At 62.0% G+C, this 22,028-nt stretch carries 21 protein-coding genes; 9 read left to right on the top strand and 12 right to left on the bottom strand.

Annotation, left to right across the window (positions count from 1 at the left end; translation table 11 throughout):
• On the top strand, nucleotides 1–1,726 hold a 1,726-nt coding region (locus tag VMR03_RS14275), incomplete at its 5' end, for a DNA topoisomerase IV subunit B (RefSeq protein WP_325406352.1).
• A 55-nt stretch (nucleotides 1,727–1,781) separates the two neighbouring features.
• Here VMR03_RS14275 and VMR03_RS14280 read toward each other — a convergent pair.
• Nucleotides 1,782–3,002: an acyltransferase gene (locus VMR03_RS14280; RefSeq protein WP_325406354.1), complete on the bottom strand. Its 1,221-nt coding sequence runs from the start codon at nucleotides 3,000–3,002 to the stop codon at nucleotides 1,782–1,784.
• A gap of 155 nt (nucleotides 3,003–3,157) precedes the next feature.
• On the opposite strand from VMR03_RS14280, the gene VMR03_RS14285 reads away from it, so the two are divergent.
• Both VMR03_RS14285 and VMR03_RS14290 read left to right on the top strand, forming a co-directional pair.
• A complete protein-coding gene (locus tag VMR03_RS14285; protein ID WP_325406356.1) occupies nucleotides 3,158–3,667 on the top strand; it encodes a hypothetical protein in 510 nt (169 codons plus the stop codon).
• A 195-nt stretch (nucleotides 3,668–3,862) separates the two neighbouring features.
• Nucleotides 3,863–5,434 carry a DEAD/DEAH box helicase gene (locus tag VMR03_RS14290; RefSeq protein WP_325406358.1) on the top strand — a complete coding sequence of 524 codons (1,572 nt, stop codon included), beginning with the start codon at nucleotides 3,863–3,865 and terminating at the stop codon, nucleotides 5,432–5,434.
• 68 nt (nucleotides 5,435–5,502) lie between these two features.
• Here the strand turns inward: VMR03_RS14290 and VMR03_RS14295 are convergent, their stop codons facing one another.
• Together VMR03_RS14295 and VMR03_RS14300 are read right to left on the bottom strand one after the other, a co-directional pair.
• Nucleotides 5,503–6,822, bottom strand: a complete 1,320-nt coding sequence (locus VMR03_RS14295; protein ID WP_325406360.1) for a sorbosone dehydrogenase family protein — start codon at nucleotides 6,820–6,822, stop codon at nucleotides 5,503–5,505.
• Nucleotides 6,823–6,979: 157 nt separating this feature from the next.
• Nucleotides 6,980–8,443, bottom strand: coding sequence for a coniferyl aldehyde dehydrogenase (locus tag VMR03_RS14300; protein ID WP_325406362.1), 1,464 nt, complete (start codon nucleotides 8,441–8,443; stop codon nucleotides 6,980–6,982).
• A gap of 285 nt (nucleotides 8,444–8,728) precedes the next feature.
• Between VMR03_RS14300 and VMR03_RS14305 the strand changes: the two genes are divergently transcribed.
• The 5 genes from VMR03_RS14305 (at nucleotide 8,729) to VMR03_RS14325 (ending at nucleotide 13,323) form a co-directional block, all read left to right on the top strand.
• A complete protein-coding gene (locus VMR03_RS14305; protein WP_325406364.1) occupies nucleotides 8,729–9,766 on the top strand; it encodes a diguanylate cyclase in 1,038 nt (345 codons plus the stop codon).
• A 138-nt stretch (nucleotides 9,767–9,904) separates the two neighbouring features.
• Nucleotides 9,905–10,705, top strand: coding sequence for an enoyl-CoA hydratase-related protein (locus VMR03_RS14310; RefSeq protein ID WP_325406366.1), 801 nt, complete (start codon nucleotides 9,905–9,907; stop codon nucleotides 10,703–10,705).
• Nucleotides 10,706–10,722: 17 nt separating this feature from the next.
• Nucleotides 10,723–11,514, top strand: a complete 792-nt coding sequence (locus VMR03_RS14315; RefSeq protein WP_325406368.1) for an enoyl-CoA hydratase/isomerase — start codon at nucleotides 10,723–10,725, stop codon at nucleotides 11,512–11,514.
• Nucleotides 11,515–11,741: 227 nt separating this feature from the next.
• Nucleotides 11,742–12,656 carry an alpha/beta hydrolase gene (locus VMR03_RS14320; protein ID WP_325406370.1) on the top strand — a complete coding sequence of 305 codons (915 nt, stop codon included), beginning with the start codon at nucleotides 11,742–11,744 and terminating at the stop codon, nucleotides 12,654–12,656.
• Between the two features lie 85 nt (nucleotides 12,657–12,741).
• Nucleotides 12,742–13,323, top strand: a complete 582-nt coding sequence (locus VMR03_RS14325) for an isoprenylcysteine carboxylmethyltransferase family protein (protein WP_325406372.1) — start codon at nucleotides 12,742–12,744, stop codon at nucleotides 13,321–13,323.
• 10 nt (nucleotides 13,324–13,333) lie between these two features.
• Here VMR03_RS14325 and VMR03_RS14330 read toward each other — a convergent pair whose 3' ends face one another.
• Genes VMR03_RS14330 through VMR03_RS14370 form a run of 9 tightly spaced genes read right to left on the bottom strand, consistent with a single transcriptional unit; the run spans nucleotide 13,334 to nucleotide 21,067 of the window.
• Nucleotides 13,334–13,786, bottom strand: coding sequence for a TfoX/Sxy family protein (locus tag VMR03_RS14330; RefSeq protein ID WP_325406374.1), 453 nt, complete (start codon nucleotides 13,784–13,786; stop codon nucleotides 13,334–13,336).
• Nucleotides 13,787–13,794: 8 nt separating this feature from the next.
• Nucleotides 13,795–14,154 (bottom strand): iron-sulfur cluster assembly accessory protein, encoded by a 360-nt coding sequence (locus VMR03_RS14335; protein ID WP_325406376.1) that lies wholly within the window; start codon nucleotides 14,152–14,154, stop codon nucleotides 13,795–13,797.
• A gap of 47 nt (nucleotides 14,155–14,201) precedes the next feature.
• Entirely contained in the window at nucleotides 14,202–14,570 is a 369-nt protein-coding gene (locus tag VMR03_RS14340; RefSeq protein ID WP_325406378.1) for an SUF system Fe-S cluster assembly protein, read from the bottom strand.
• Between the two features lie 29 nt (nucleotides 14,571–14,599).
• The gene (locus VMR03_RS14345; RefSeq protein WP_325406392.1) at nucleotides 14,600–15,841 is read right to left on the bottom strand and encodes a cysteine desulfurase; all 1,242 of its coding nucleotides are present in this window, start codon (nucleotides 15,839–15,841) and stop codon (nucleotides 14,600–14,602) included.
• A gap of 5 nt (nucleotides 15,842–15,846) precedes the next feature.
• Complete coding sequence (gene sufD / locus VMR03_RS14350; RefSeq protein WP_325406380.1) at nucleotides 15,847–17,172, bottom strand: Fe-S cluster assembly protein SufD; 1,326 nt, start codon at nucleotides 17,170–17,172, stop codon at nucleotides 15,847–15,849.
• Nucleotides 17,173–17,181: 9 nt separating this feature from the next.
• The gene (sufC, locus tag VMR03_RS14355; RefSeq protein WP_325406382.1) at nucleotides 17,182–17,922 is read right to left on the bottom strand and encodes a Fe-S cluster assembly ATPase SufC; all 741 of its coding nucleotides are present in this window, start codon (nucleotides 17,920–17,922) and stop codon (nucleotides 17,182–17,184) included.
• Complete coding sequence (sufB, locus tag VMR03_RS14360; RefSeq protein WP_325406384.1) at nucleotides 17,922–19,376, bottom strand: Fe-S cluster assembly protein SufB; 1,455 nt, start codon at nucleotides 19,374–19,376, stop codon at nucleotides 17,922–17,924. The genes sufC and sufB overlap by 1 nt, the downstream gene beginning before the upstream one ends.
• 1 nt (nucleotide 19,377) lies before the next feature.
• On the bottom strand, nucleotides 19,378–20,562 hold the full coding sequence (locus VMR03_RS14365) for a cysteine desulfurase family protein (protein ID WP_325406386.1): 1,185 nt from the start codon (nucleotides 20,560–20,562) through the stop codon (nucleotides 19,378–19,380).
• A 37-nt stretch (nucleotides 20,563–20,599) separates the two neighbouring features.
• The gene (locus VMR03_RS14370) at nucleotides 20,600–21,067 is read right to left on the bottom strand and encodes an Rrf2 family transcriptional regulator (RefSeq protein WP_349255634.1); all 468 of its coding nucleotides are present in this window, start codon (nucleotides 21,065–21,067) and stop codon (nucleotides 20,600–20,602) included.
• Nucleotides 21,068–21,390: 323 nt separating this feature from the next.
• Here VMR03_RS14370 and VMR03_RS14375 point away from each other — a divergent pair.
• Nucleotides 21,391–22,028 (top strand): alpha/beta hydrolase (locus VMR03_RS14375; RefSeq protein ID WP_325406390.1); only part of this gene is annotated, 638 nt, incomplete at its 3' end.

The raw sequence follows: 22,028 nt of genomic DNA on the forward strand, positions 1-22,028 counted from the left end.
GGTTGCCGACAATGGCCGCGGCATCCCGGTCGACCCGCATCCGAAATTCAAGAACAAGTCGGCGCTGGAAGTCATCCTGACGACGCTCCATTCGGGCGGCAAATTCGGCGGCAAGGCCTACGAAACCTCGGGCGGCCTTCATGGCGTCGGCGTCTCGGTGGTGAACGCGCTCTCGGACCGGCTCGAGATCGAGGTCGCGCGCGAGCAGAAGCTCTATCGCCAGACTTATGAGCGCGGCGCGCCGAAGACGAAGCTCATCGAGGAAGGCAAGGTTCAGAACCGGCGCGGCACACGCATCACCTTTCACCCCGACGCGGAGATTTTCGGCAAGGGTGCGGCCTTCAAGCCGGGCCGCCTCTACCGCATGGCGCGGTCCAAGGCCTATCTCTTCGGCGGCGTCGAAATCCGCTGGCACTGCGCGCCGGACCTCATCAAGGACGAGACGCCGGCCGAAGACGTGCTGCATTTCCCGGCCGGTCTCGTCGACTTCCTGCGCGCCGAAATCGGCGAACGGGACTGGGTGACGGCCGAACCCTTCTCCGGCAAGGTCTCGCGCGCGGGCGCGCATGGCGCCGCCGAATGGGCCATCGCCTGGCATGGCGGCGACGAAGGCTTCGTCCACTCCTATTGCAACACCGTGCCGACCCCCGAAGGCGGCACACATGAGGCGGGCCTGCGCGCGGCGTTGACGCGCGGTCTCAAGAACTATGCCGAAATGGTCGGCAACAAGAAGGTTTCGCAGATCCAGCCGGAAGACGTGCTGGGCACGGCATCCGTGCTGCTCTCGGTCTTCATTCGCGAGCCGGAATTCCAGGGCCAGACCAAGGAGAGGCTCGCCAGCCCCGAAGCTCAGAAACTGGTTGAGAAGGCCATCGGCGATCATTTCGACCATTGGCTGACCAATTCGCCGCAGCAGGCGAACAAGCTTCTCGACTGGGTGATCGACCGCTCGGAAGACCGGCTCCGCCGCCGTCAGGAAAAGGACGTCGCGCGCAAGACCGCGACGCGCAAGCTCCGCCTGCCCGGCAAGCTCGCCGATTGCGCGCAAGCCGGCGCCGACGGCTCGGAACTCTTCATCGTCGAGGGCGATAGCGCCGGCGGCTCGGCCAAACAGGCGCGCGACCGCGCCACACAGGCGATCCTTCCCTTGCGCGGCAAAATCCTCAACGTCGCCTCGGCGAGCGGCGCCAAGCTGCAGCAGAACCAGCAGATTTCAGATCTGATCCAGGCGCTTGGCGTGCGCACCGGCTCGCATTACCGCGACGAGGATTTACGCTATGAGAAGGTCATCATCATGACCGACGCCGACGTCGACGGCGCGCATATCGCGTCTCTGCTCATCACCTTCTTCTATCAGGAGGTGCCGGAGCTCATCCGTAAGGGTCATCTCTATCTGGCCGTCCCGCCGCTCTACAAGCTGACGCAAGGCGGCAAGACGACCTATGCGCGCGACGATGCGCATAAGGACGAACTCCTCAAGAAAGAGTTCAAGAGCAACGCCAAGGTCGAGATCAGCCGATTCAAGGGCTTGGGCGAAATGCTTCCGGCGCAGCTCAAGGAGACGACGATGATCCGCTCGAAGCGGACGCTGCTGCGCGTCGTCGTGCCGGAGGACCAGGCGAAGGAGACCAAAAGCTCCATCGACCGCCTGATGGGCAACAAGCCGGAGCTCCGCTTCCAGTTCATCCAGGAACGTGCGGCATTTGCGACCGATCTCGACATCTGATCTCCGCGCCGGCGAAAATGCCGGGTCTTATGTCCTTGCCGTCAACATCGAATTATCATCGGGCAGCGTCATCTGCATTTCCGTTTGAGGCCAATTGCACGGGCAGTGCCAATTGCGAAGGCATCAAGGCGCCGGGCACGATGCCGACCTCGACTCCTTCTATTTTCCTCGCCATCAGCGTCTTATTTTTTCTCCATTTGAGAATTGGCTTCTCTACAAGGTGCCACGAGCCCATCGCGAACAATGTCACCAGGGGAATCGTTACGAGCAGATTCATCCACCACACGTCAATCGACGGGAATAGCTGCATAAGCGTCTGCTGAAGTGGATAACCGTAAAGATAAATTCCGTAGGAATAGTCGCCGTTCTTGTAGATGGGCAATGGAGGAATGTTCGTCAGACCAATGTACATGGTCAAATAGGCCAGCACTGGCAATGCAAGAATATGGAAGAGTGCCTGGCTCCGCCATGCAGCGTCGCCCAGAAACCCTGTCGCCAACGTCAGCATGAACAGGGCGATGAAGACATTCCGGCTGAAGGGAATTTTCTGACGAAAGAGATAGAAGGCACAGCCGATCACAAAGGACGGCACCAATTTCGCCCCCTGATCGAGAAAGAAGCGGCGTATCACACCACCCTTGAGACTCTCCCAAACGCTTCCACTTCCGGCACCATAGCCGGTTGCTTGGATGATCGCGGCGGCGATCAAAATTCCGAGGCCAAGAAAAACCACAGTGGCAGGTCTTTTGATCAATCCCAGGCCGATAATGAGAGACATTGTGATGTAGCACAAAAGCTCATAAGGCACGGTCCATAGAGATTGATTGACGATCCCAGAATTAGGATTATCCAAAAAAAGACCAGGCAATCGGAAATGTACGTAACCGACTATGTTGAGAAAATATCGGTAGAACTCTCCACCCGTAAAATAGTCGGAAAGCGCAAATGAGGTGAGAATAGGCCCCAGCAACAGCGCCGAGAGAAAAATTTCTACCGCCAAGGCCGGAACAATCCTGAGGCCCCGATTGATATAAAAGTCCTTCATCGAAAGACGAAGAGCACTTCCCGCAACCAAGAAGCCGCTCAACGCGAAGAACATAGGAAGGATAGAATATCCAATAAGCCAAACGGCAGAATTGTCGGTGTTAGCAAGCGTCCCAGTCGTAATTTTGACCGAATGCCAGCCAAGAACGCCGATGGAGAGAGCAACCCGGAGAAAATCAAATCCCGGGCCAATGCCTTTGTTTTGCTCCAGAACTGAACCAAATGTCTGCACGAACCACCCCTTCTTGAGTCAGTTCGATTGCTGGCCTAGTTTGCGCTAATACAATGCAGCAGGAATCTATTCTGAGATTTGGAATTTGAACCAACCTGGTTTTAATGCGGCGGCTTCGTATGAAGAAAGAAATGAGGATATTTATATTAGTTCTTGTGGCCGCTTCGCTTTATGCGGGCACCGCCCTCGCATTCCCGGTCGTCTCTTTCGTCTACCAGACGTCGCTCTACAAACCTACGACGGTTCAGGCCGCCGGTTTCAACGTGGAGATGCACGGGACGCCGCCAGGCGCTGATGCGGCTGCGGCCGTCGCGGGTCTGCATGGCCCATCCTGGGTCGGCGGCGCCGAGCTGAGGCTGCTGCCTGCGGATGCGAGTCCCGGCAAGGGCACGCGGCTGGTGCTGATTTTCAACGGTGCCGGCTCTCCGGACGAAATCGCCTGCAGCAAACCTGACGTCCTGGTCGGCAATACATCAGGCGGGGGTTCTTTCCTCCGCGTCCTCGCGATCTATTGCTCTGGCGACCGCATGATCACGCGCGGCGCGCTGTCGGACGGAGAGGTCACGGGAACTGGCGAGACTTATAGGGACGCCATGCAATCCCTTCTCAATGCGATGTTTCCGCCACAGAACACGAATATCTCGCCCTTCGGCGGCGGCATTTAGTCTTAACCGGGCCCTAAAGCCCTGTGGACAATTGACAAAACACAGCTAATCCCTATGTATTGCGCGGACTTGCGGACCGCGCGGCCGCGGAACGACGCGCTCAAAAAGACGCTGCCCCCTTCGACAAAGCGTCCACGGGCCCCCGAAGTGGGCCACCATCGGGCAGCATGTACATGGTAGAACAGGCCTCAATATATGACATTTGACGAACTCGGCCTCGGGGCCGAAGTGCTTAAGGCAGTAGCCGAAACCGGCTACACCGAACCGACACCCATTCAGGCGCAGGCCATTCCGTCGGTCCTCGCCGGACGCGATGTTCTCGGCATCGCCCAGACAGGCACGGGAAAGACGGCGTCCTTCACCCTGCCGATGATCGACAAGCTGGCGCGCGGACGCGCCAGGGCGCGGATGCCCCGCTCGCTCATCCTCGAACCGACCCGCGAGCTCGCAGCCCAGGTCGCCGAGAATTTCGAAAAATACGGCAAGTATCACAAGCTCTCCATGGCGCTGCTCATCGGCGGCGTCTCCTTCGGCGACCAGGAAAAGAAACTCGACCGCGGCGTCGACGTTCTGATCGCAACGCCAGGCCGCCTGCTCGACCATTGCGGTCGCGGCAAGGTGCTGCTGACCGGCGTGCAGATCCTCGTCATCGACGAAGCCGACCGCATGCTCGACATGGGCTTCATCCCGGACATCGAGGAAATCTGCAAGAAGATCCCCTTCACCCGGCAGACGCTCTTCTTCTCCGCGACCATGCCGCCGGAAATCCAGCGGCTCACCGACACATTCCTCCAGAACCCGGAGCGCATCGAAGTCTCGCGTCCGGCTTCCGCCAATGCGACGATCACGCAGGCCGTCGTCAAGACGACCCGCGAAGGCAAGCGCGAAACGCTCCGCAGCCTGATCCGCGACGACAATTGCAAGAACGCCATCATTTTCTGCAACCGCAAGCGCGACGTCTCGATCGTCGCGAAATCGCTTGAGCGGCATGGCTTCTCGGTCGGCGCGCTGCATGGCGATCTCGACCAGTCGACGCGCACCAAGACGCTGGACGGCTTCCGCGCCGGCAATATCCGCCTCCTCGTCGCGAGCGACGTTGCGGCGCGCGGTCTCGACATCCCGGATGTGAGCCACGTCTTCAACTTCGATGTGCCGACCCATTCCGAAGACTACGTCCACCGCATCGGCCGCACCGGCCGCGCCGGCAAATCCGGCACCGCCTATACGCTGGTGACGCGCGAGGACGGCAAATATCTTGTCCAGATCGAAAAGCTGATCGGCGCGACGATCCCCGTCCATGAAGTGACCGCCCCGCCCGCCGGCGGCGAAATTTCCGAGGACGCCGAGGAGACGGAGCCCACGGAGAAGCCCACCCGCAAGCGTCGCGAACGAAGCCCCCGCGCTCGCACCGACCGCAAGGTCGAGCCGGTGCTGGACGCCGAGGCCCTGCCCCCGGTCGATCCGGTCGCGGAACTCATCGCGGAGACCGTCGAACATATCGAACAGCCTCAGCCCGTCCGTCGCCACGAACGCGAACCGCGTCATGAACGTGAGCCGCGCCGGGAGCGCGGCCGTAGCGAGCATGGACGTGGCCGACGCGACGACGATGACGGCCCGAGGGTGCTGAGCTTCGGCGACCATGTTCCCGCCTTCATGCTCAATGTCGTGAAGCTGCCGAAGAAATCGGCGAAGGAAGACATAGAGGAAGACGAGATCGAAGAGATTGAGGAGATCGAGATCGAAGAGGTCGAGGCGCAGCAGGCGTAAACGCGACGCCCCTCCCGAACGAAAAAAGGCGGCTCGCAAGAGCCGCCTTTTCTGTTTGCCGAATATCCCTACTTCCCGGTAGGCGTCACGCGCCATACCGCATTGCCGACATCATCGGCGACGAGCAGCGCACCGCCCTTGTCCACGGCGACGCCGACCGGCCGCCCCCGCGCATCGCCATCCTCGTCGACGAAGCCTGTCAGCACATCTTCGGGCCCGCCGGACGGCATGCCATTGGCGAAGGGCACGAAGATCACCTTGTAGCCGTTGAACGGCTTGCGATTCCACGAGCCATGCTGACCGACAAAGGCGCCGTCCTTGTAATGCGCCGGCAGCAGATCGCCGCGATAGAAAACGAGCCCCAGCGATGCGGTGTGGCTGCCGAGCGCATAGTCGGGCGCGATCGCCTTCGCCACCATCTCAGGATTTTGCGGTTTCACGCGCTGATCGACATGCTGGCCGTAATAGCTGAAAGGCCAGCCGTAGAAGGCGCCGTCCTTCACCGAGGTCATATAGTCGGGAACGAGATCGTTGCCGATTTCGTCGCGCTCGTTCACCGCCGTCCAGAGCGCACCGCTCTGCGGCTGCCAATCCATGCCGTTCGGATTGCGCAGACCGGACGCGAAGATGCGCGACTTGCCCGTCGCAATGTCCACTTCGTGAATGGCGGCACGACCCTCTTCCTTGTCGAGGCCGTTCTCGCCGACATTGCTGTTCGAGCCGACCGTGACATAAAGGTGCTTGCCGTCCGGGCTCGCGATGACGTTCTTCGTCCAATGATGATTGATCGTGCCGGCGGGGAGGTCGATCACCTTGACGCCAGGCTCCGCGATTTCGGTTTCGCCGTCCTTATAAGGAAAGCGCAGCAGTGCATCGCTGTTCGCGACATAGAAATCCTGCCCGACGAGCGCCATGCCGAAGGGCGAATTGAGACCCTTCAGAAAGACGCTGCGCTTGTCGGCGACGCCGTCGCCATCGGTGTCGCGCAACAGAGTGATGCGGTTGGCGCTTTCCGTGTCGGCGCCCGCCCGCTTCATCACGAGGCCCTGCACCCAGCCCGCAATACCCGTCGCGTCGTCGGGCTTCGGCGGCGCGTTGGTTTCCGCGACGAGCACGTCGCCATTCGGCAAGACATAAAGCCAGCGCGGATGATCGAGCCCCACCGCGAAAGCCTTGACAGCGAGGCCGCTCGCCGGCGACGGGGTGACGCCCTCGGGCCAGCCCTTGGCCGGCGCAATATTGACGGTCGGCAGCAAGGTCGAATGCGGTTCGGGCAAAGTCGGTTTCGGACCGAACCCGGCGGACGCCGGCAGCTTCGACTCGTCGCCGCAGGCGGCAAGCCCCAGCAATGTAAGGCCTGTGGCCGCGAACAAGGCAATATGGCGCATGGAATTTTCTCCGGAAGCGGACCGCGATGTAAGAACGAGCATGGTTCATACCCATTCCGCCGCGATCCGATGGAAGGAGTCAAACAAGACAACGTACATCAAATAAAAAGGGCGGCATGATCGCGCCGCCCTTTCTCATAGCGAACCGGCGTTTGCCCTACTTCTTGATCTGCGCCGCGAGAAGCTTGCGCGTCTTCACCCCGTAAGGCGCACGGAACATCTCGGCGACCATCTTCATCTTCGACTGCGTGTAGATCGCCTTCTTGTGGCTGAAGGTGCGGAAGCCGTCGATACCGTGATAGGAGCCCATGCCGCTCGGGCCGACGCCGCCGAAGGGCAGATCCTCCATCGACACATGCATGATGACGTCATTGACCGTGACGCCGCCCGACGTCGTGCGGTCGAGCACGCGGCGCTCTTCCTGCGCATCGTCACCGAAGTAATAGAGGCCGAGCGGCCGGTCGTGCTCGTTGATGTAACCGAGCACCTCGGACATGTCGCGATAGGATTTCACCGGCAGAACGGGGCCGAAGATTTCGTCCTGCATGACTTTCATGTCGTCGGTCGGGTTGACGATGATGGTCGGCGGAATCTTGTGCGCCTGCTGCTGGCTGAAGTCCTCATTCGCCGGGTTGATCTCGACGATCTTCGCGCCCTTCGCCTTCGCATCGTCGACATAGGAATTGATGCGGTCGTAGTGACGCTGGTTGACGATCGACGTGTAGTCCGGATTGTCCTTGATGGTCGGAAACATCTTCTTGACCGACTTCGTCGCTTCCGCGACGAACTCGTCGACCCGGCCTTCCGGCACGAAAACGTAATCCGGCGCGAGGCAGATCTGGCCGGCATTGAGCGTCTTGCCCGTCATGATCTTGGCCGCCGTCTCGTCCATCTTGGCCGTCTTCGAGACGATGACCGGCGACTTGCCGCCGAGCTCCAGCGTCAGCGGCACCAGATGTTCGGCTGCAGCACGCATGACGTGATAGGCGATCGAGGTCGCCCCCGTGAAGATCAGGTGATCGAAAGGCTGCGCGCTGAACGCCTGACCGACCGCCGGGCCACCGGTGATGACGGCGACTTCGGTCTCGTCGAAGGCGGAGCGGAACATGCGCGCCATCAATTCCGATGTCGCCGGCGTGAATTCCGACGGCTTGATCATCGCGCGGTTGCCGGCGGCGAAGACGCCCGCAAGCGGCGCGAAGGTCAGGTTGATCGGGAAATTCCAGGGGCTGATGACGCCGACGGTGCCGAGCGGCTGATATTCGACCCGGGCCTTGGCGCCGAGCAGGTTGAGCGGAAATTGCGCCTTGCGCTTTTCCGGCTTCATCCATTGGCGCAGATGCTTTTTGGCGTGCTTCAGCGGCCCCAGCGTGCCCATGACGTCGGCCAGCAGGGTCTGCTCATGGCTGCGATGGCCGAAATCGGAGGCCAGGGCCTCGCAGATTTCCTTCTGGTTATCGACGACCAGCGCGATCGAGCGATCCAGCCATTCGATCCGGCGCTCCGCGCTCACCGGGCCGTCCTTGATATGCGCCGCCTTCTGGCGATCCAGAATCTGACGAATCGAGGCCGAAATGGCCCCCAGATCGGCCTCCTGGGACTTCTGTTCGGCCAAGCTCATAGGTTCCTCCTGTTGCGTGCCGGTCGGCTTCCATTCCGCTCCCGGACGGGAGCGACGAAAGCCTGTTTAGGGGAAATATACATGACAAAGGGCCATCCTCGTAGCCCCCCTCCCAAGGCAGGTTTTCGGGCACCTTACCTTGGGTAAAGGGGGCGAAATGACCACATTCTAGATGTCCGGTTTACCCCGGCGTAACAAAGATCGCCTAGCTTTGACTCACAGGAGATTTGGCCGCCTTCCGGGGCAGGTCACCGCGAGGGCACGGACTTGATTTATACGGACGACATGGGTGTGGCCACAGAGTGGAGCATGAAGGCGCTCGGTTTGATGGCGCGACATGGCGTTCCTCCGCTGCCCCAGAACTACGACCTCTGGTTTCGTTATGCGTCCGGACAAAGCGCCGATCTCAATGAGGAAATCGACAACCGGCTGAAGGAAGGCCGCAAGATCGATGATCAGCTTTCCGCCGATCTGCATCAGCGTTTTGTCACGCACGCGGCATTGGCCGAGGCGACCATCGACGCCGGCGACAGGTTGAACGTTGAAGTCGACAACATCCTGAAACTCGTCGAAGCGGCCGCGGGCGATTCCACCGCTCTCGGCACATCGGTCAGCAAGGCGAGCGCCGAACTGTCGAACCAGTCGACGCCGACGGACGTTCGACGCGTTGTCGAGGCGATCGTGACCGCGACGCGCCAGATGGAATCTCGGTCGCGCGAACTCGAGGAGCGCCTGCAGGAAACGAAGGGCGAGCTTAATACGCTGCAGACGAACCTGACCAAGGCTCGCAACGAAGCGCGCACGGACGGACTGACCGGTTGCGCCAATCGCAAGGCTTTTGACGAAACGCTGGCGCAGGAGATCGCGCGTGCAACCTCGGGCGGCTCGGCTCTCTGTCTGGTCATCGGCGACATCGACCATTTCAAGCAATTCAACGACACCTGGGGTCACCGCACCGGCGACCAGGTACTGCGTCTCGTTTCGAGTTGTCTCAAAAATGGCGGGCGCGAGGGCGACACCGTTGCCCGCTACGGCGGCGAGGAATTCGCGATCATCCTTCCCGCGATCACGACAGACAATGCGGAACGGCTGGCTGACGAGATTCGCGAGACCGTGCAGGCGCGCGAACTGGTGAAGCGCTCGACCGGCGAATCCCTCGGCCGCGTCACCATGTCGTTTGGTGTGGCGACGCTGCGTCACGGCGACAGTTCCGCGACGCTTATCGAACGCGCCGACGCCTGTCTCTATGCGGCCAAGCGCGGCGGTCGCAACCGCGTCGTCAGCGAGACGCAGGACGTTGCGCCGAAAGCCAAGGCGAGCTGAGCACCAGCGCGCCGCCTTGACGTAGCGGAAGAGCCTCCATCCATTTTCGTGCAACGGCCGTCGCGCGCCCTCCCTTCCGTCGCGCCTGTCCCGCGTCTATGCTCCCCGGCAAAATCAGAACGGGAAGAGGCGCCGGCGATGACCGACAGAACGACAATCAAACTCGAGACGAAGGACGGCATCGCCCTCCTCACGCTCAACCGTCCCGAGGTGCTGAACAGCATCAACATGACGCTGATCGCCGAAGTCCGGGCGGCGGTCGCCGAAGTGGCAGCCGACGACAACGCACGCGTGCTGGTCGTCACCGGCGCGGGACGCGGCTTTTGCGCCGGCGCCGATCTTGCGGCGCAAGGTCAGCGGCAGGAAGGCATGAGCATCGGCCAGGGCGTCGCGCATGGCATGGAAACGGGCTTCAACCCGATGATGCGGGAACTTTATGAACTGCCGAAGCCGATCATCGCGGCCGTGAACGGCACGACGGCCGGTGGCGGTGTCGGCCTTGCGCTGGCCGCCGACATCGTCATCGCGGCAAAGTCCGCAAGCTTCATCCAGGTTTTCGGCCCGAAGCTCGGTCTCATCCCCGATCTCGGCACGACATGGACACTGCCGCGTCTCGTCGGCCGCGCCCGCGCGCTGGCGCTGACGCTCACCGGCGACAAGCTGCCGGCGGAGACCGCCGCGGAATGGGGCATGATCTGGAAATGCATCGACGATGCGAGCCTGATGGACGAAGCGATGTCGCTCGCCGCAAAGCTCGCCAAGGGCCCGACCGGCGCCTTCGCCGAAATCCGCAAGGCGATCGACATCTCGGGCCACAACACATTTGCCGAACAGCTCGACTATGAACGCGTGACGCAGGGCCGGATGGGCGACCATCCGAACTTCGTCGAGGGCGTCACCGCCTTCCTGCAGAAGCGCGAAGCCAAATTCAAGCCATAAGAAAACAGGAGGAACAGATGGATTTTGAACGTGCAAGGCTCGACATCGACGGTCCCGTCGCCACGCTGACACTGAACCACCCGGAAGTCATGAACGCCGTTTCGCCGGAAATGCTCGGCGGGCTGATGAAGGCGATGGATGAAGTCGAGAATCCGAAGAACGGCATCCGCTGCCTCGTGATGACCGGCGAAGGCCGTGGCTTCTGCACCGGCGCCAACCTGCAGGGGCGCGGCGACAACAATGGCGGCCGCCCCGATGCGGGCTCGGCGCTTGAGACGATGTATCATCCCTTCCTGCGCCGGCTGCGCAATCTCGCCATGCCTTTCATCACGTCAGTCAACGGTCCGGCGGCGGGCGTCGGCATGAGCTTCGCGCTGATGGGCGACCTCGTGCTCTGCGCGAAATCCTCCTATTTCCTGCAGGCCTTCCGGCGTATCGGCCTCGTGCCGGATGGCGGCTCGACCTGGATCCTGCCGCGCCTGGTCGGCAAGGCCCGCGCCATGGAACTGTCGCTGCTCGGCGAAAAGCTTCCGGCGGAAACGGCCCTCGCCTGGGGCCTGGTCAATCGCGTCTTCGACGATGCGGAACTCGCCGCCGAAACGAAGAAGCTCGCGCTCGATCTCGCCAACGGTCCGACCGTATCCTTGAGCCTGATCCGCAAGCTCTATTGGGAAAGCACCGACAATACCTACGAAGAGCAGCTGAACCTCGAACGGCAGCTGCAGCGGACCGCCGGCAACTCCGCCGACTTCAAGGAAGGCGTGCGGGCCTTCCTTGAAAAGCGGCCGGCTCAGTTCAAGGGCGAATAACCCTCCTTACGCCCCGGTTTCTTCTCGCTACATGCGAGGAGAACCGGGACGTCTGGTCTCGCCATTACGACGTTTATGTATTCGTCGTTTTCGGACAAATTTCCCTTTTCGCACACGCCGGTCGCGGCAATTGCCTTGACAGATCTGCCGCTGCGCCTGAACTGTAGACGGACGAATTCTCAACCGTTGCAACCGCAGCCCGCCAGGCCGCACGCCGGGATTGAACAATGCGCCCGATCATCCGTCGTCTGCTCCGTGTCACCCTGTATCTCGTCTCGCTTTCGATCTTTGCCGCGCCTGCCTTGGCCGGAACGATCGAGAGCCGCTTCGCCGAGGTGAACGGCGTCCGGCTTCACTATCTCATTTCCGGCAAGGGCGATCCCATCGTGCTCCTGCACGGCTACGCGGAATCGAGCCATATGTGGCTGCCGCTGATCCCCAAACTCGCCGCGAACCACACCGTCATCGCGCCCGACCTACGCGGCTTCGGCCAATCCGCCACACCGCCTACGGGCTATACAAAGGCGGCGATGGCGCAGGACATCCATGCGCTGACGCAAAAGCTCGGCTACAAGCACGTCGCCATCGTCGGCCACGACATCGGCCTGATGGTCGCCTACGCCTATGCGGCCCAATATCCGGCTGAAACCGACCGCATCGTGCTGATGGACGCATTTCTGCCTGGCGTCGGCGACTGGACGAAGGTCTGGCTGCTGCGCGATCTCTGGCATTTCCATTTCTACGGACCCACCCCCCTTGCACTGGTGAAAGGCCGTGAACGCATCTATTTCGAGCATTTCTGGAATGACTTCGCCGCCGATCCGAAGCATTCTGTGCCCGAGAAGGATCGCGTCTTCTATGCAAAGGAATATGCGCAACCCGACCATATGCGCGCCGGCTTCGAAGTCTTCCATGCCTTCGAGCAGGACGCGAAGGATTTTGCGGGCTTCGCAAAGACGCCGCTGACCATGCCGATGCTGGTCCTGTCGGGCGAAAAGGCGGGCGGACAATTCCTGATCGATCAGGGCAAGATGGTCGACACCAACGTCGAAGGCGTCATCGTCGCCGGTTCCGGCCACTGGCTGATGGAAGAGGCGCCGGACAAAGTGATGCCGAAGCTGGTCGAGTTTCTGAACAAGTGACGCGTTTGCAGCGCCGGGGACGCTGACCGGCTTTTCGTTTCGATGTATACTTTCCCTGCAATTGCTTTCAGGGGAGGAGGCATCCATGCATCCCGCACTCTTGTTGATAAGCGCCTGGGCCCTGTGGGGCCTGTCGTGGTTCGCGGCCGCAGTCTGGACCGGCCGCACGGAAAATCGCGTTCCGCGCGGAAGCGCCGAAGTCTGGCTCTATCGCACGCTGGTCACGATCGGTCTCGTGCTCCTCTACTACCGGACCGCATTGGTTTTCCACATGCACCGGCTCTGGCATGTCGGCTATGACGGCGCCTATGTACTCGCCTTCGCCGCCATAGCGGGATTCCTCTTCACCTGGTGGGCGCGCGTGCATCTCGGCCGCTTGTGGTCCGGGGCCGTCACCCGCAAGGAAGGTCACTACGTCGTCGATACCGGACCTTATGGCATCGTCCGTCATCCGATCTATACCGGCATTCTCGCCGCGACGCTCGCGACCGCTCTGACACTGGCGACCATCCCCGCCCTTCTTGGCCTGGTCTTCATAACCGTCGGGCTGTGGCTGAAGGCGAAGATCGAGGAGCGGTTTCTCGCCGCGGAGCTCGGCCCCGATGCCTACGGCGATTACCGGCGCAGAGTGCCGATGCTCGTTCCGTTCGGGCCGAAGGGCGCGTGATCGCACTTCGCTAGGCCTTGCGTTTCGCGGCCTGCTTTTTCTTCGCGGGAGGTGCCTTGGCGGGCGTGGTCTTCTTCTTTGCAGCGGCCTTCTTCCGCTCGGCGGCGCGCGCCGCCCTGGCCAGCTTCTCGGCCCTCACCGCGCGCATGACATCCATCGCCTTCCGCGCCCATTGGACGAGTTCGTCCGGGTCGTCGTAAAGACGTTCGGGCACTTCATAATAATGGAGCGAGCCGGTGCTACCGTCCGTCATCTCGAAGGTGAAGGGCCCCTTGTCCTCGGCTTCGAAGTCGGACCGGTTGCGGTCATCGACCTTGAAGTAGAGCGTCTCGTCGAAGATGAGGCCGAACATCAGATCGTCGAGATAGACGCCGGCGCCGCCGAACATGCCGCGAAAGCGGACCGGCCCGAGCCGTTCGAGCTGCTCGGCGAGGAATTCCTTGTATTCGGAGCTGACGGCCACGGCCGGACCTAGAGCCGCGCGGGTTCTATCGTGACGCTCTCGCCGCAACCGCAGGCATCCGTCACGTTCGGATTGTTGAACTTGAAGCCGGCGGAGAACTTGTCGGTCTCGTAGTCCATCTCGGTGCCGATCAGGAAGAGGATCGCCTTCGGGTCGATCAGAATCCTGACGCCCTTGTCCTCGATCACCTCGTCGAGAGGCTTCACGGCCTCGGCATATTCCATCGTGTATTCCATGCCGGCGCAGCCGCCATTCTTCACGCCGACGCGGAGGCCCACATACTTGCCTTCGGAACGCGCCATGATGCCCTGCAGATGCTCTGCGGCCCTGTCGGTCAGCCTGATTGCCTTGGGACGTTCTCTCGCCATGTTCTACCTCGGGCTACAGATGGATATCGAGCCCGGCTCCTTCAAGTTCAATACATGTTGAGGGCGACACGCGCCTCGTCGGACATCCGGCTCGGATCCCACGGCGGATCGAAGGTCATGTTGACCTTGACGTCGCCCACGCCTTCCACCGAGCGAACGGCATCCGCCACCATCTCGGGCATCGTGCCGGCGACCGGGCAGCCCGGCGCCGTCAGCGTCATATCGATCAGAATGTCGCGATCGTCGGACACATCGACCTTGTAGATGAGACCGAGTTCGTAGATATCGACCGGGATTTCCGGGTCGTAGACGGTCTTCAGCGCCGCGACAATATCGTCGCTGAGCCTGTCGAGCTCTTCCTGCGGAATGGCGGAAGGCGCGGGCGCATCGCCCGCCTTCTCAGCTTCGTCCGCCATGTTTACCTCGTCCGACATAACCGGAATCCTCAACCAAAGAACTTCTTCGCGTCGATGAGGGCGGCAACCAGCCGATCGATTTCCTCATGCGTCGTGTACATCGCGAAGGACGCCCGCGCCGTCGCCGTCACGCCGAAGCGTTCCATCAAGGGCTGCGCGCAATGATGTCCCGCGCGCACCGCGACGCCCGCCCGGTCGATGACGGTCGCGATGTCATGCGCATGCGCCGCTCCCATCGCAAAGGAAATGATACCGCCCTTGCTGCGCGACGTGCCGATGATGCGCAGATCGTTGATGGCCGACAGCCGCTCCGTCGCATAGGAAAGCAGGCTCGCCTCATGCGCGGCGATGCGGGCGCGGCCGATGCGATGCACGTAATCGAGCGCCGCGCCGAGACCAATCGCCTCGACGATCGCCGGCGTGCCGGCTTCGAAGCGATGAGGCGCCGCCGCATATGTGACGTTCTCAAGCGACACTTCGCGGATCATCTCGCCGCCGCCGCGATATGGCCGCATCTTCGCCAGCAATTCTTTCTTGCCGTAAAGAAGCCCTATGCCGGTGGGGCCATAAATCTTGTGGCCCGTCACGGCATAGAAATCGGCATCGAGGTCGCGCACATCAACGTCGAGATGGACAGCGCTCTGCGAGCCGTCGACGACGACCGGGATACCCTTCGCATGGGCAAGCCGGATGATCTCCTTCATCGGCGTGACGGTGCCGAGCACATTCGACATATGCGTCAGCGCAACGATCTTGACCTTGGGGCCCAGCAACTTCTCGTAAGCCGCCATGTCGAGATCGCCTTCGTCGGTGACCGGTACCCACTTCAGAACGGCGCCCTGTCGCTCGCGCAGGAAATGCCACGGCACGATGTTCGAATGGTGCTCCATGACCGAAAGCACGATCTCGTCGCCCGGCTGGATCAGCGGCGCGGCATAGCTCGACGCGACGAGGTTGAGCGCGTCGGTCGAACCGGAGGTGAAAATGATCTCGTCGGTCGAGCCGGCATTGAGGAAGGCGCGCGCCTTCTCGCGCGCATCCTCGAAGGCTTGCGTCGCGGCGTTAGAAAGATAATGCAGCCCGCGATGGACATTCGCGTATTCATGTTCCATCGCATGGGTCATCGCGTCGATGACGGCCCTGGGCTTCTGCGCGGAAGCGCCATTGTCGAGATAGACGAGCGGCTTGCCATAGACTTCGCGCGCCAGGATAGGGAAATCGGCCCGCACGGCCGCCACGTCGTAAGGCGCCTCGCTTATGTTCAGGGTCATCTCGGTCATGCCGTCTTCTCCTGATGACGCTCGAACCAGCTCTCGGCAAGCCTGCGCAGGTCGTCGCGGGCCGCTTCATGCGGCACGGTTTCGAAGGCATCGTCGAGAAAGGCCGAAATCAGCAATTGCCGCGCGGTCGGTTCGTCGATACCGCGCGAGCGGAGATAGAAGATCGCTTCGCGGTTGAGCTCGCCAATGGTCGATCCGTGCGCGCACTGGACGTCGTCGGCATAAATTTCAAGCTCGGGCTTGGCGTTCATCGCCGCGTCGCGTGAAAGAAGCAGCGCGTTGGTCATCTGCCGGCCGTCGGTCTTCTGGGCGTCGGGACGCACGATGACCTTACCCTGGAAGACGCCGGTCGAGGCGCCATCCAGCACCGTCTTGAAGAGCGTCGCACTGGAGCAATTCGGCACCGCATGATCGACGATGCAGAAATGATCGCCATGCTGCGCGCCCGAGAGCGCCGTCGCGCCGTTGACATGCGCCTCGGCGCCTTCGCCCTTGAAGGTGACGAAGCTCTGGTTGCGCGACAGCTTGGCGCCGAGCGTCAGCGAAAAGCTCGACAGCTTCGAGGAGGCCGCGAGCTCCGCCGTCAGGCTCGCGAGATGAATGGCGTCCGCCGCCTCGTCCTGAATCTTGACATGGGTCAGCGTCGCGCCCTTGCCAAGCGAGACGTCGGCGACGTGATCGGCGAAATAACTCTTCGCGCCGGCATCGAGATGGGTCTCGAAGATGGTCGCCTCCGCGCCCTCCTCCAGACGAACGAGATTGCGCACATGGGAAGCGCCGTCGTCATTCGCGAGGAAGAGAAGATGCAATGGCCTGTCGAGCTTTGCACCGCGCGCGATATGAAGTCCGATACCGTCGCGCATCAGCGCCGTGTTGAGCGCGATGACGTTCCCCGCCTGCGCCTCGACTTTCGTCTCGACCAGCGGACGAGCCCAGGTCGAATTCAGCGCATCGCCAAGCGACATGAGTGTCACGCCGGCGGGCAGCTTCGTTCCAGACAGATCGCTGCGGAGGCGGCCGTTGACGAAAACGAGTACATGGCGGTCGATGTCGTGGAAAGCGGCGACGGAGGGGCGCTTCGTAGCATCCGGGAGAACCACGGCACCGTCCGGCAAGGGTGCCGTCGAAAGCGTCGCGTTGCCAAGCGCTCGCGAGAGGTCTGTATAACGCCAGTCTTCGAGACGTCGATGAGGCAATCCCGCCTCCGCGAAGGCCTTCAACGCTTCCGCACGGCGAACGCCGAGCCATGCGAGACCCGCGCCCGGCAGCGCCGCGCGCTCCCGCTCATAAGTCTCGATGAAATTCCGGGATGCGTCCGTCATTTCGTTCCCTTACGCCGCAAATTCGGCATAGCCGGTACGTTCGAGCTCGCCCGCGAGTTCCTTGCCACCGGTCCGAACGATGCGCCCCTTCGACAGCACATGAATGACGTCCGGCACGATGTAATCGAGCAGACGCTGATAATGCGTGATGACGACCATCGCCCGCTCCGGCGAGCGAAGCGTGTTGACGCCTTCCGCGACGACCTTCAGCGCGTCGATGTCGAGACCGGAATCCGTCTCGTCGAGGATCGCAAGCGACGGCTCCAGCAGCGCCATCTGGAGGATTTCGGCGCGCTTCTTCTCGCCGCCGGAAAAGCCGACATTGAGCGCCCGCTTCAGCATGTCGTCGGTGACGTTGAGCGGCTTCGATTTCTCGCGCACGAGCTTCAGAAACCTCGGCGCGTCGAGCTCGTCCTCGCCGCGCGCCTTGCGCTGCGCATTGAGCGCCGTGCGCAGGAACGTCATCGTCGTGACGCCCGGAATTTCGATCGGGTACTGGAAAGCCAGAAATACGCCTGCCGCCGCGCGCTCATCCACATTCATGGCGAGCAGGTCGCGGCCCTTGTAAGTGACCGAACCCTCGGTGACCTCGTAGCCGTCGCGACCGGCCAGCACATAGGACAGCGTCGACTTGCCGGAACCGTTCGGCCCCATGATCGCATGCACCTTTCCGGCCTCGACGGTGAGGTCGATGCCCTTCAGGATTTCCTTGCCGTCCACGGCGACATGCAGGTTCTTGATCTCAAGCATTAGCCAACGCTTCCTTCCAGACTGATGCCGACGAGCTTCTGGGCTTCGACGGCAAATTCCATCGGCAGTTGCTGCAGCACGTCGCGGCAGAAGCCGTTGACGATGAGCGCGACCGCCTCTTCCTCAGGCACACCGCGCTGGCGGCAATAAAACAATTGCTCTTCGCTGATCTTCGAGGTCGTCGCCTCGTGCTCCAGGATCGCGGTCGGGTTCTTCGACTCGATATAGGGAACCGTATGCGCCGAACAACGGGGACCGATCAACAGGCTGTCGCATTGCGTGAAGTTGCGGACGTTCTCCGCCTTCTTGTGCACGCTGACGAGACCGCGATAGGTGTTCGACGAACGCCCCGCCGCGATGCCCTTCGAGATGATGCGGCTCGACGTGTTGCGACCGAGATGGATCATCTTGGTGCCGCTGTCGACCTGCTGGTAATTGTTCGAAATCGCGATCGAGTAGAACTCGCCACGCGAGTCGTCGCCGCGCAGAATGCAGCTTGGATATTTCCAGGTGACGGCAGAGCCGGTCTCGACTTGCGTCCAGGAAATTTTCGACCGCGCACCGCGGCAGTCCCCACGCTTCGTCACGAAGTTATAGATGCCGCCCTTGCCGTCCTCGTCGCCAGGAAACCAGTTCTGCACCGTCGAATATTTGATCTCGGCATCGTCCATCGCGACGAGCTCGACAACGGCCGCGTGAAGCTGGTTCTCGTCGCGCTGCGGCGCCGTGCAGCCTTCGAGGTAGCTCACATAGGAGCCCTTGTCGGCGATGATGAGCGTCCGCTCGAACTGGCCGGTCTGCTTCTCGTTGATGCGGAAATAGGTCGAAAGCTCCATCGGGCAGCGCACGCCCGGCGGGATATAGACGAAGGACCCGTCGGAAAAGACCGCCGAATTGAGCGTCGCGTAATAATTATCGGAGGTCGGCACGACCGAGCCGAGATACTTCTTCACCAGTTCCGGATGCTCACGCACCGCTTCCGAGAACGGGCAGAAGATGACGCCCGCTTCTGCGAGCTTCGTCTTGAAGGTGGTGACGACCGACACGCTGTCGAAGACGGCATCGACCGCCACGCCGGCAAGCAACTGCTGCTCGACCAGCGGAATGCCGAGCTTCTTGTAGGTTTCGAGAAGCTTCGGGTCGACCTCGTCGAGCGAGTTGAGCTTCGCCGATTGCTTGGGCGCCGAATAGTAATAGGCGTTCTGGAAATCGATCGGCGGATAGGAGACCTTCGCCCATGTCGGTTCTTCCATGGTCAGCCAACGGCGATAGGCCTCGAGACGCCATTCGAGCATCCAGTCGGGCTCTTCCTTCTTCGCCGAAATGAAACGGATCGTGTCTTCGCTCAAGCCGATAGGCGCGCGCTCGGACTCGATGTCCGTCGAGAAGCCGTATTTGTACTTGTCGCTGGCGACCTGATCGACGGTCTCGACCGTCTCGCGAACCGCTGCCATCTCAACTCTCCACTTCCGCAAGCGCGACCATCGGCGCGCCCGCCGTCGAACTCTTCACCTTGTCGCGCGCGCGGATCGCGGCGCGGGACCAGCTCAGCGCCAGCCGGTCGATCTCTTCCTCCGTATTCGTGAGGCCGAGGCTCACGCGGATCGCGCCCCTTGCCAAAACGTCGTCAACGCCCATGGCGGCGAGCACATGCGAGCGCGCAACCTTGCCCGACGAACAGGCGGAACCGGCGCTGACCGCGAAACCGTCGAGATCGAGCGTCATCAGCAAGGTCTCGGCATCGAGACCCGGCGCCGAGAAAAGGCTGGTATTGGCGAGCCGCGGCGCGCCGTCGCCGAAGACCTGCACATCCGCGACGGCGCCACGCAGCGCCGCTTCGAGCCGGTCGCGCAACGCCTGCACGCGCGGCATCTCCGCAATTTCCCGCGCCGCGAGTTTCGCCGCCGCACCGAAACCCGCGATGCCCGGCACATTCTCGGTACCCGAACGCCGCCGCGATTCCTGACCGCCGCCCCGGATCAGCGCCTCGAAAGGCAATCCGTCGCGGACAACTAGCGCACCGACGCCCTGCGGCCCGCCGAGCTTGTGCGCGGACATGCTCATCATGTCGAAGTCGAGCGCCTGGAAATCAACCGGCATTCGTCCCAGTGCCTGGATAGCATCGGTAAACACCACGGCATCGGCCTGCCTTGCCATCCGCGCGGCCGCCGCGATCGGCTGGATCACGCCCGTCTCGTTATTCGCAAACATGAGAGCGACCAGCGCCTTGCCGGGCGTATCGAGACGCCGCGCCAGATCATCGAGATCGACAAGCCCCTGCGCATCGGCGCGGAGGATCTCGACCGGAAGGCCGAGCGCCGCCGCAGAGGCCCGTACGCAATCATGCTCGATCGCCGACAGGATCACGCGCTCGACGCCGAGCGCCGCACGCGCGATATGAAGTGCAAGGTTCGCCGCCTCGGTCCCACCGCTGGTGAAAACCACCTCGGCGGGCTTCGCATGAACGAGCGCAGCCACTGCTACCCTCGCCTCCTCGACGAACTTCCGCGCGGCCCGCCCCTCGGTATGGACCGATGAGGGATTGCCGCCGACGAGCAAGGCGCGCGCGACCGCCTCCGCCGCCTCGGCGCGAACCGGGGCGGTGGCGTTATGGTCCATATAGGCGCGTCTCATCATCATTCGCTTCGAACCCTCGGGCGTCGGCGCAATCGGTCTATCAATCGGCGGCGTTGGAAATCGCCTGCTGGTCCGGTCGGCCCTGACTCGCCGTCACCCGGCCATTTATCACGTCGCCAAGCGAAACGGAGCCCAGGAAAAGATGGATCTGGTGGCTGAGTTCCGCCCAAAGGTCGTGCGTGATGCAGCGGCTGGAGGAATTGCCCATACAGCCTTTCGGCGATCCGACCTCGCAGCGCGTCGCCTTGAGCGGTTCATCCACAGCCAGGATGACGTCCGAAATGCGGATTTCGTCGGCATGGCGCGAGAGCAGATAGCCGCCGCCCGGTCCGCGTACGCTTTTCACGAGATCGCCGCGGCGAAGCTTGGCAAACAGCTGTTCCAGATAAGAGAGCGAGATTTCCTGCCGTTCGGCAATGTCCGCCAGGGCCACAGGCCGGCCGGTTCCGTACCGGGCCAGATCCGCCATCGCCATCACAGCATAACGTCCCTTTGTGGTGAGCTTCACGGACCTCTCTCCTTTCGAAACCGCCCGGGAGCCAGGTCCCGAAGCCTAAAACCCTTGCGCAACCGGCACTTGCCTGTGTTAAGAACGAGCGCCTTTCCAGCCCTCGGAAGGCCCGACGCGCCGGACTGGCTGCATTGGGTGGCCGAAGCGGGAAAGTTCGAGCGGTCTGGCTTCGGCTATTCCGAGTGCTACAGTCAACTACTTAACCGTCTCCGGGCGAGATTTCCAGAGAAAATGCCGATTGACAGGGAAATAAATCCCAGTCCGGCACTAGGTTAATGGCCCGGGGTGTCCGGCGCCTCACAAAGCGAGACGAGAGGGCAATGCCAGAAGTCATTTTCAACGGTCCCGCCGGCCGTATCGAGGGACGCTACCACCACAGCCGCAAGGCCAATTCGCCGATCGCGCTGGTGCTGCATCCCCACCCGCAGTTCGGCGGCACCATGAACAATCCGGTCACCTACACCCTGTTTCAGGGCTTCGTGAACCGGGGCTTCTCGGTCCTCCGCTTCAATTTCCGCGGCGTCGGCCGCAGCCAGGGCGCCTTTGACTCAGGGATAGGCGAACTCTCCGATGCCGCCTCGGCGCTCGACTGGCTGCAGGCCCAGAATGCCGACGCCTCGCAATGCTGGATCGGCGGCTTTTCGTTCGGCGCCTGGATTGCCATGCAGGTGCTGATGCGCCGGCCCGAGATCGAAGGCTTCATCTCGGTCGCCCCGCCGGCCAACATGTACGACTTCACCTTCCTCGCGCCCTGCCCCTCATCAGGCCTCATCATCAATGGCAGCGCCGACCAGGTTGCGCCCGCTCCCGATGTGCAGAAGCTCGTCGACCGGCTGAAGACGCAGAAGGGCATCGTGATCGAACATTCGACGATCGACGGCGCGAACCACTTCTTCGATCAGCATCTCGAACAGCTCGCCAACGTCTCGGGCGCCTATCTCGACAAGCGCCTCGCCGC

The organism is Parvibaculum sp. (assembly GCF_035511255.1).
In the GTDB taxonomy this organism is placed as follows: Bacteria; Pseudomonadota; Alphaproteobacteria; order Parvibaculales; family Parvibaculaceae; genus Parvibaculum.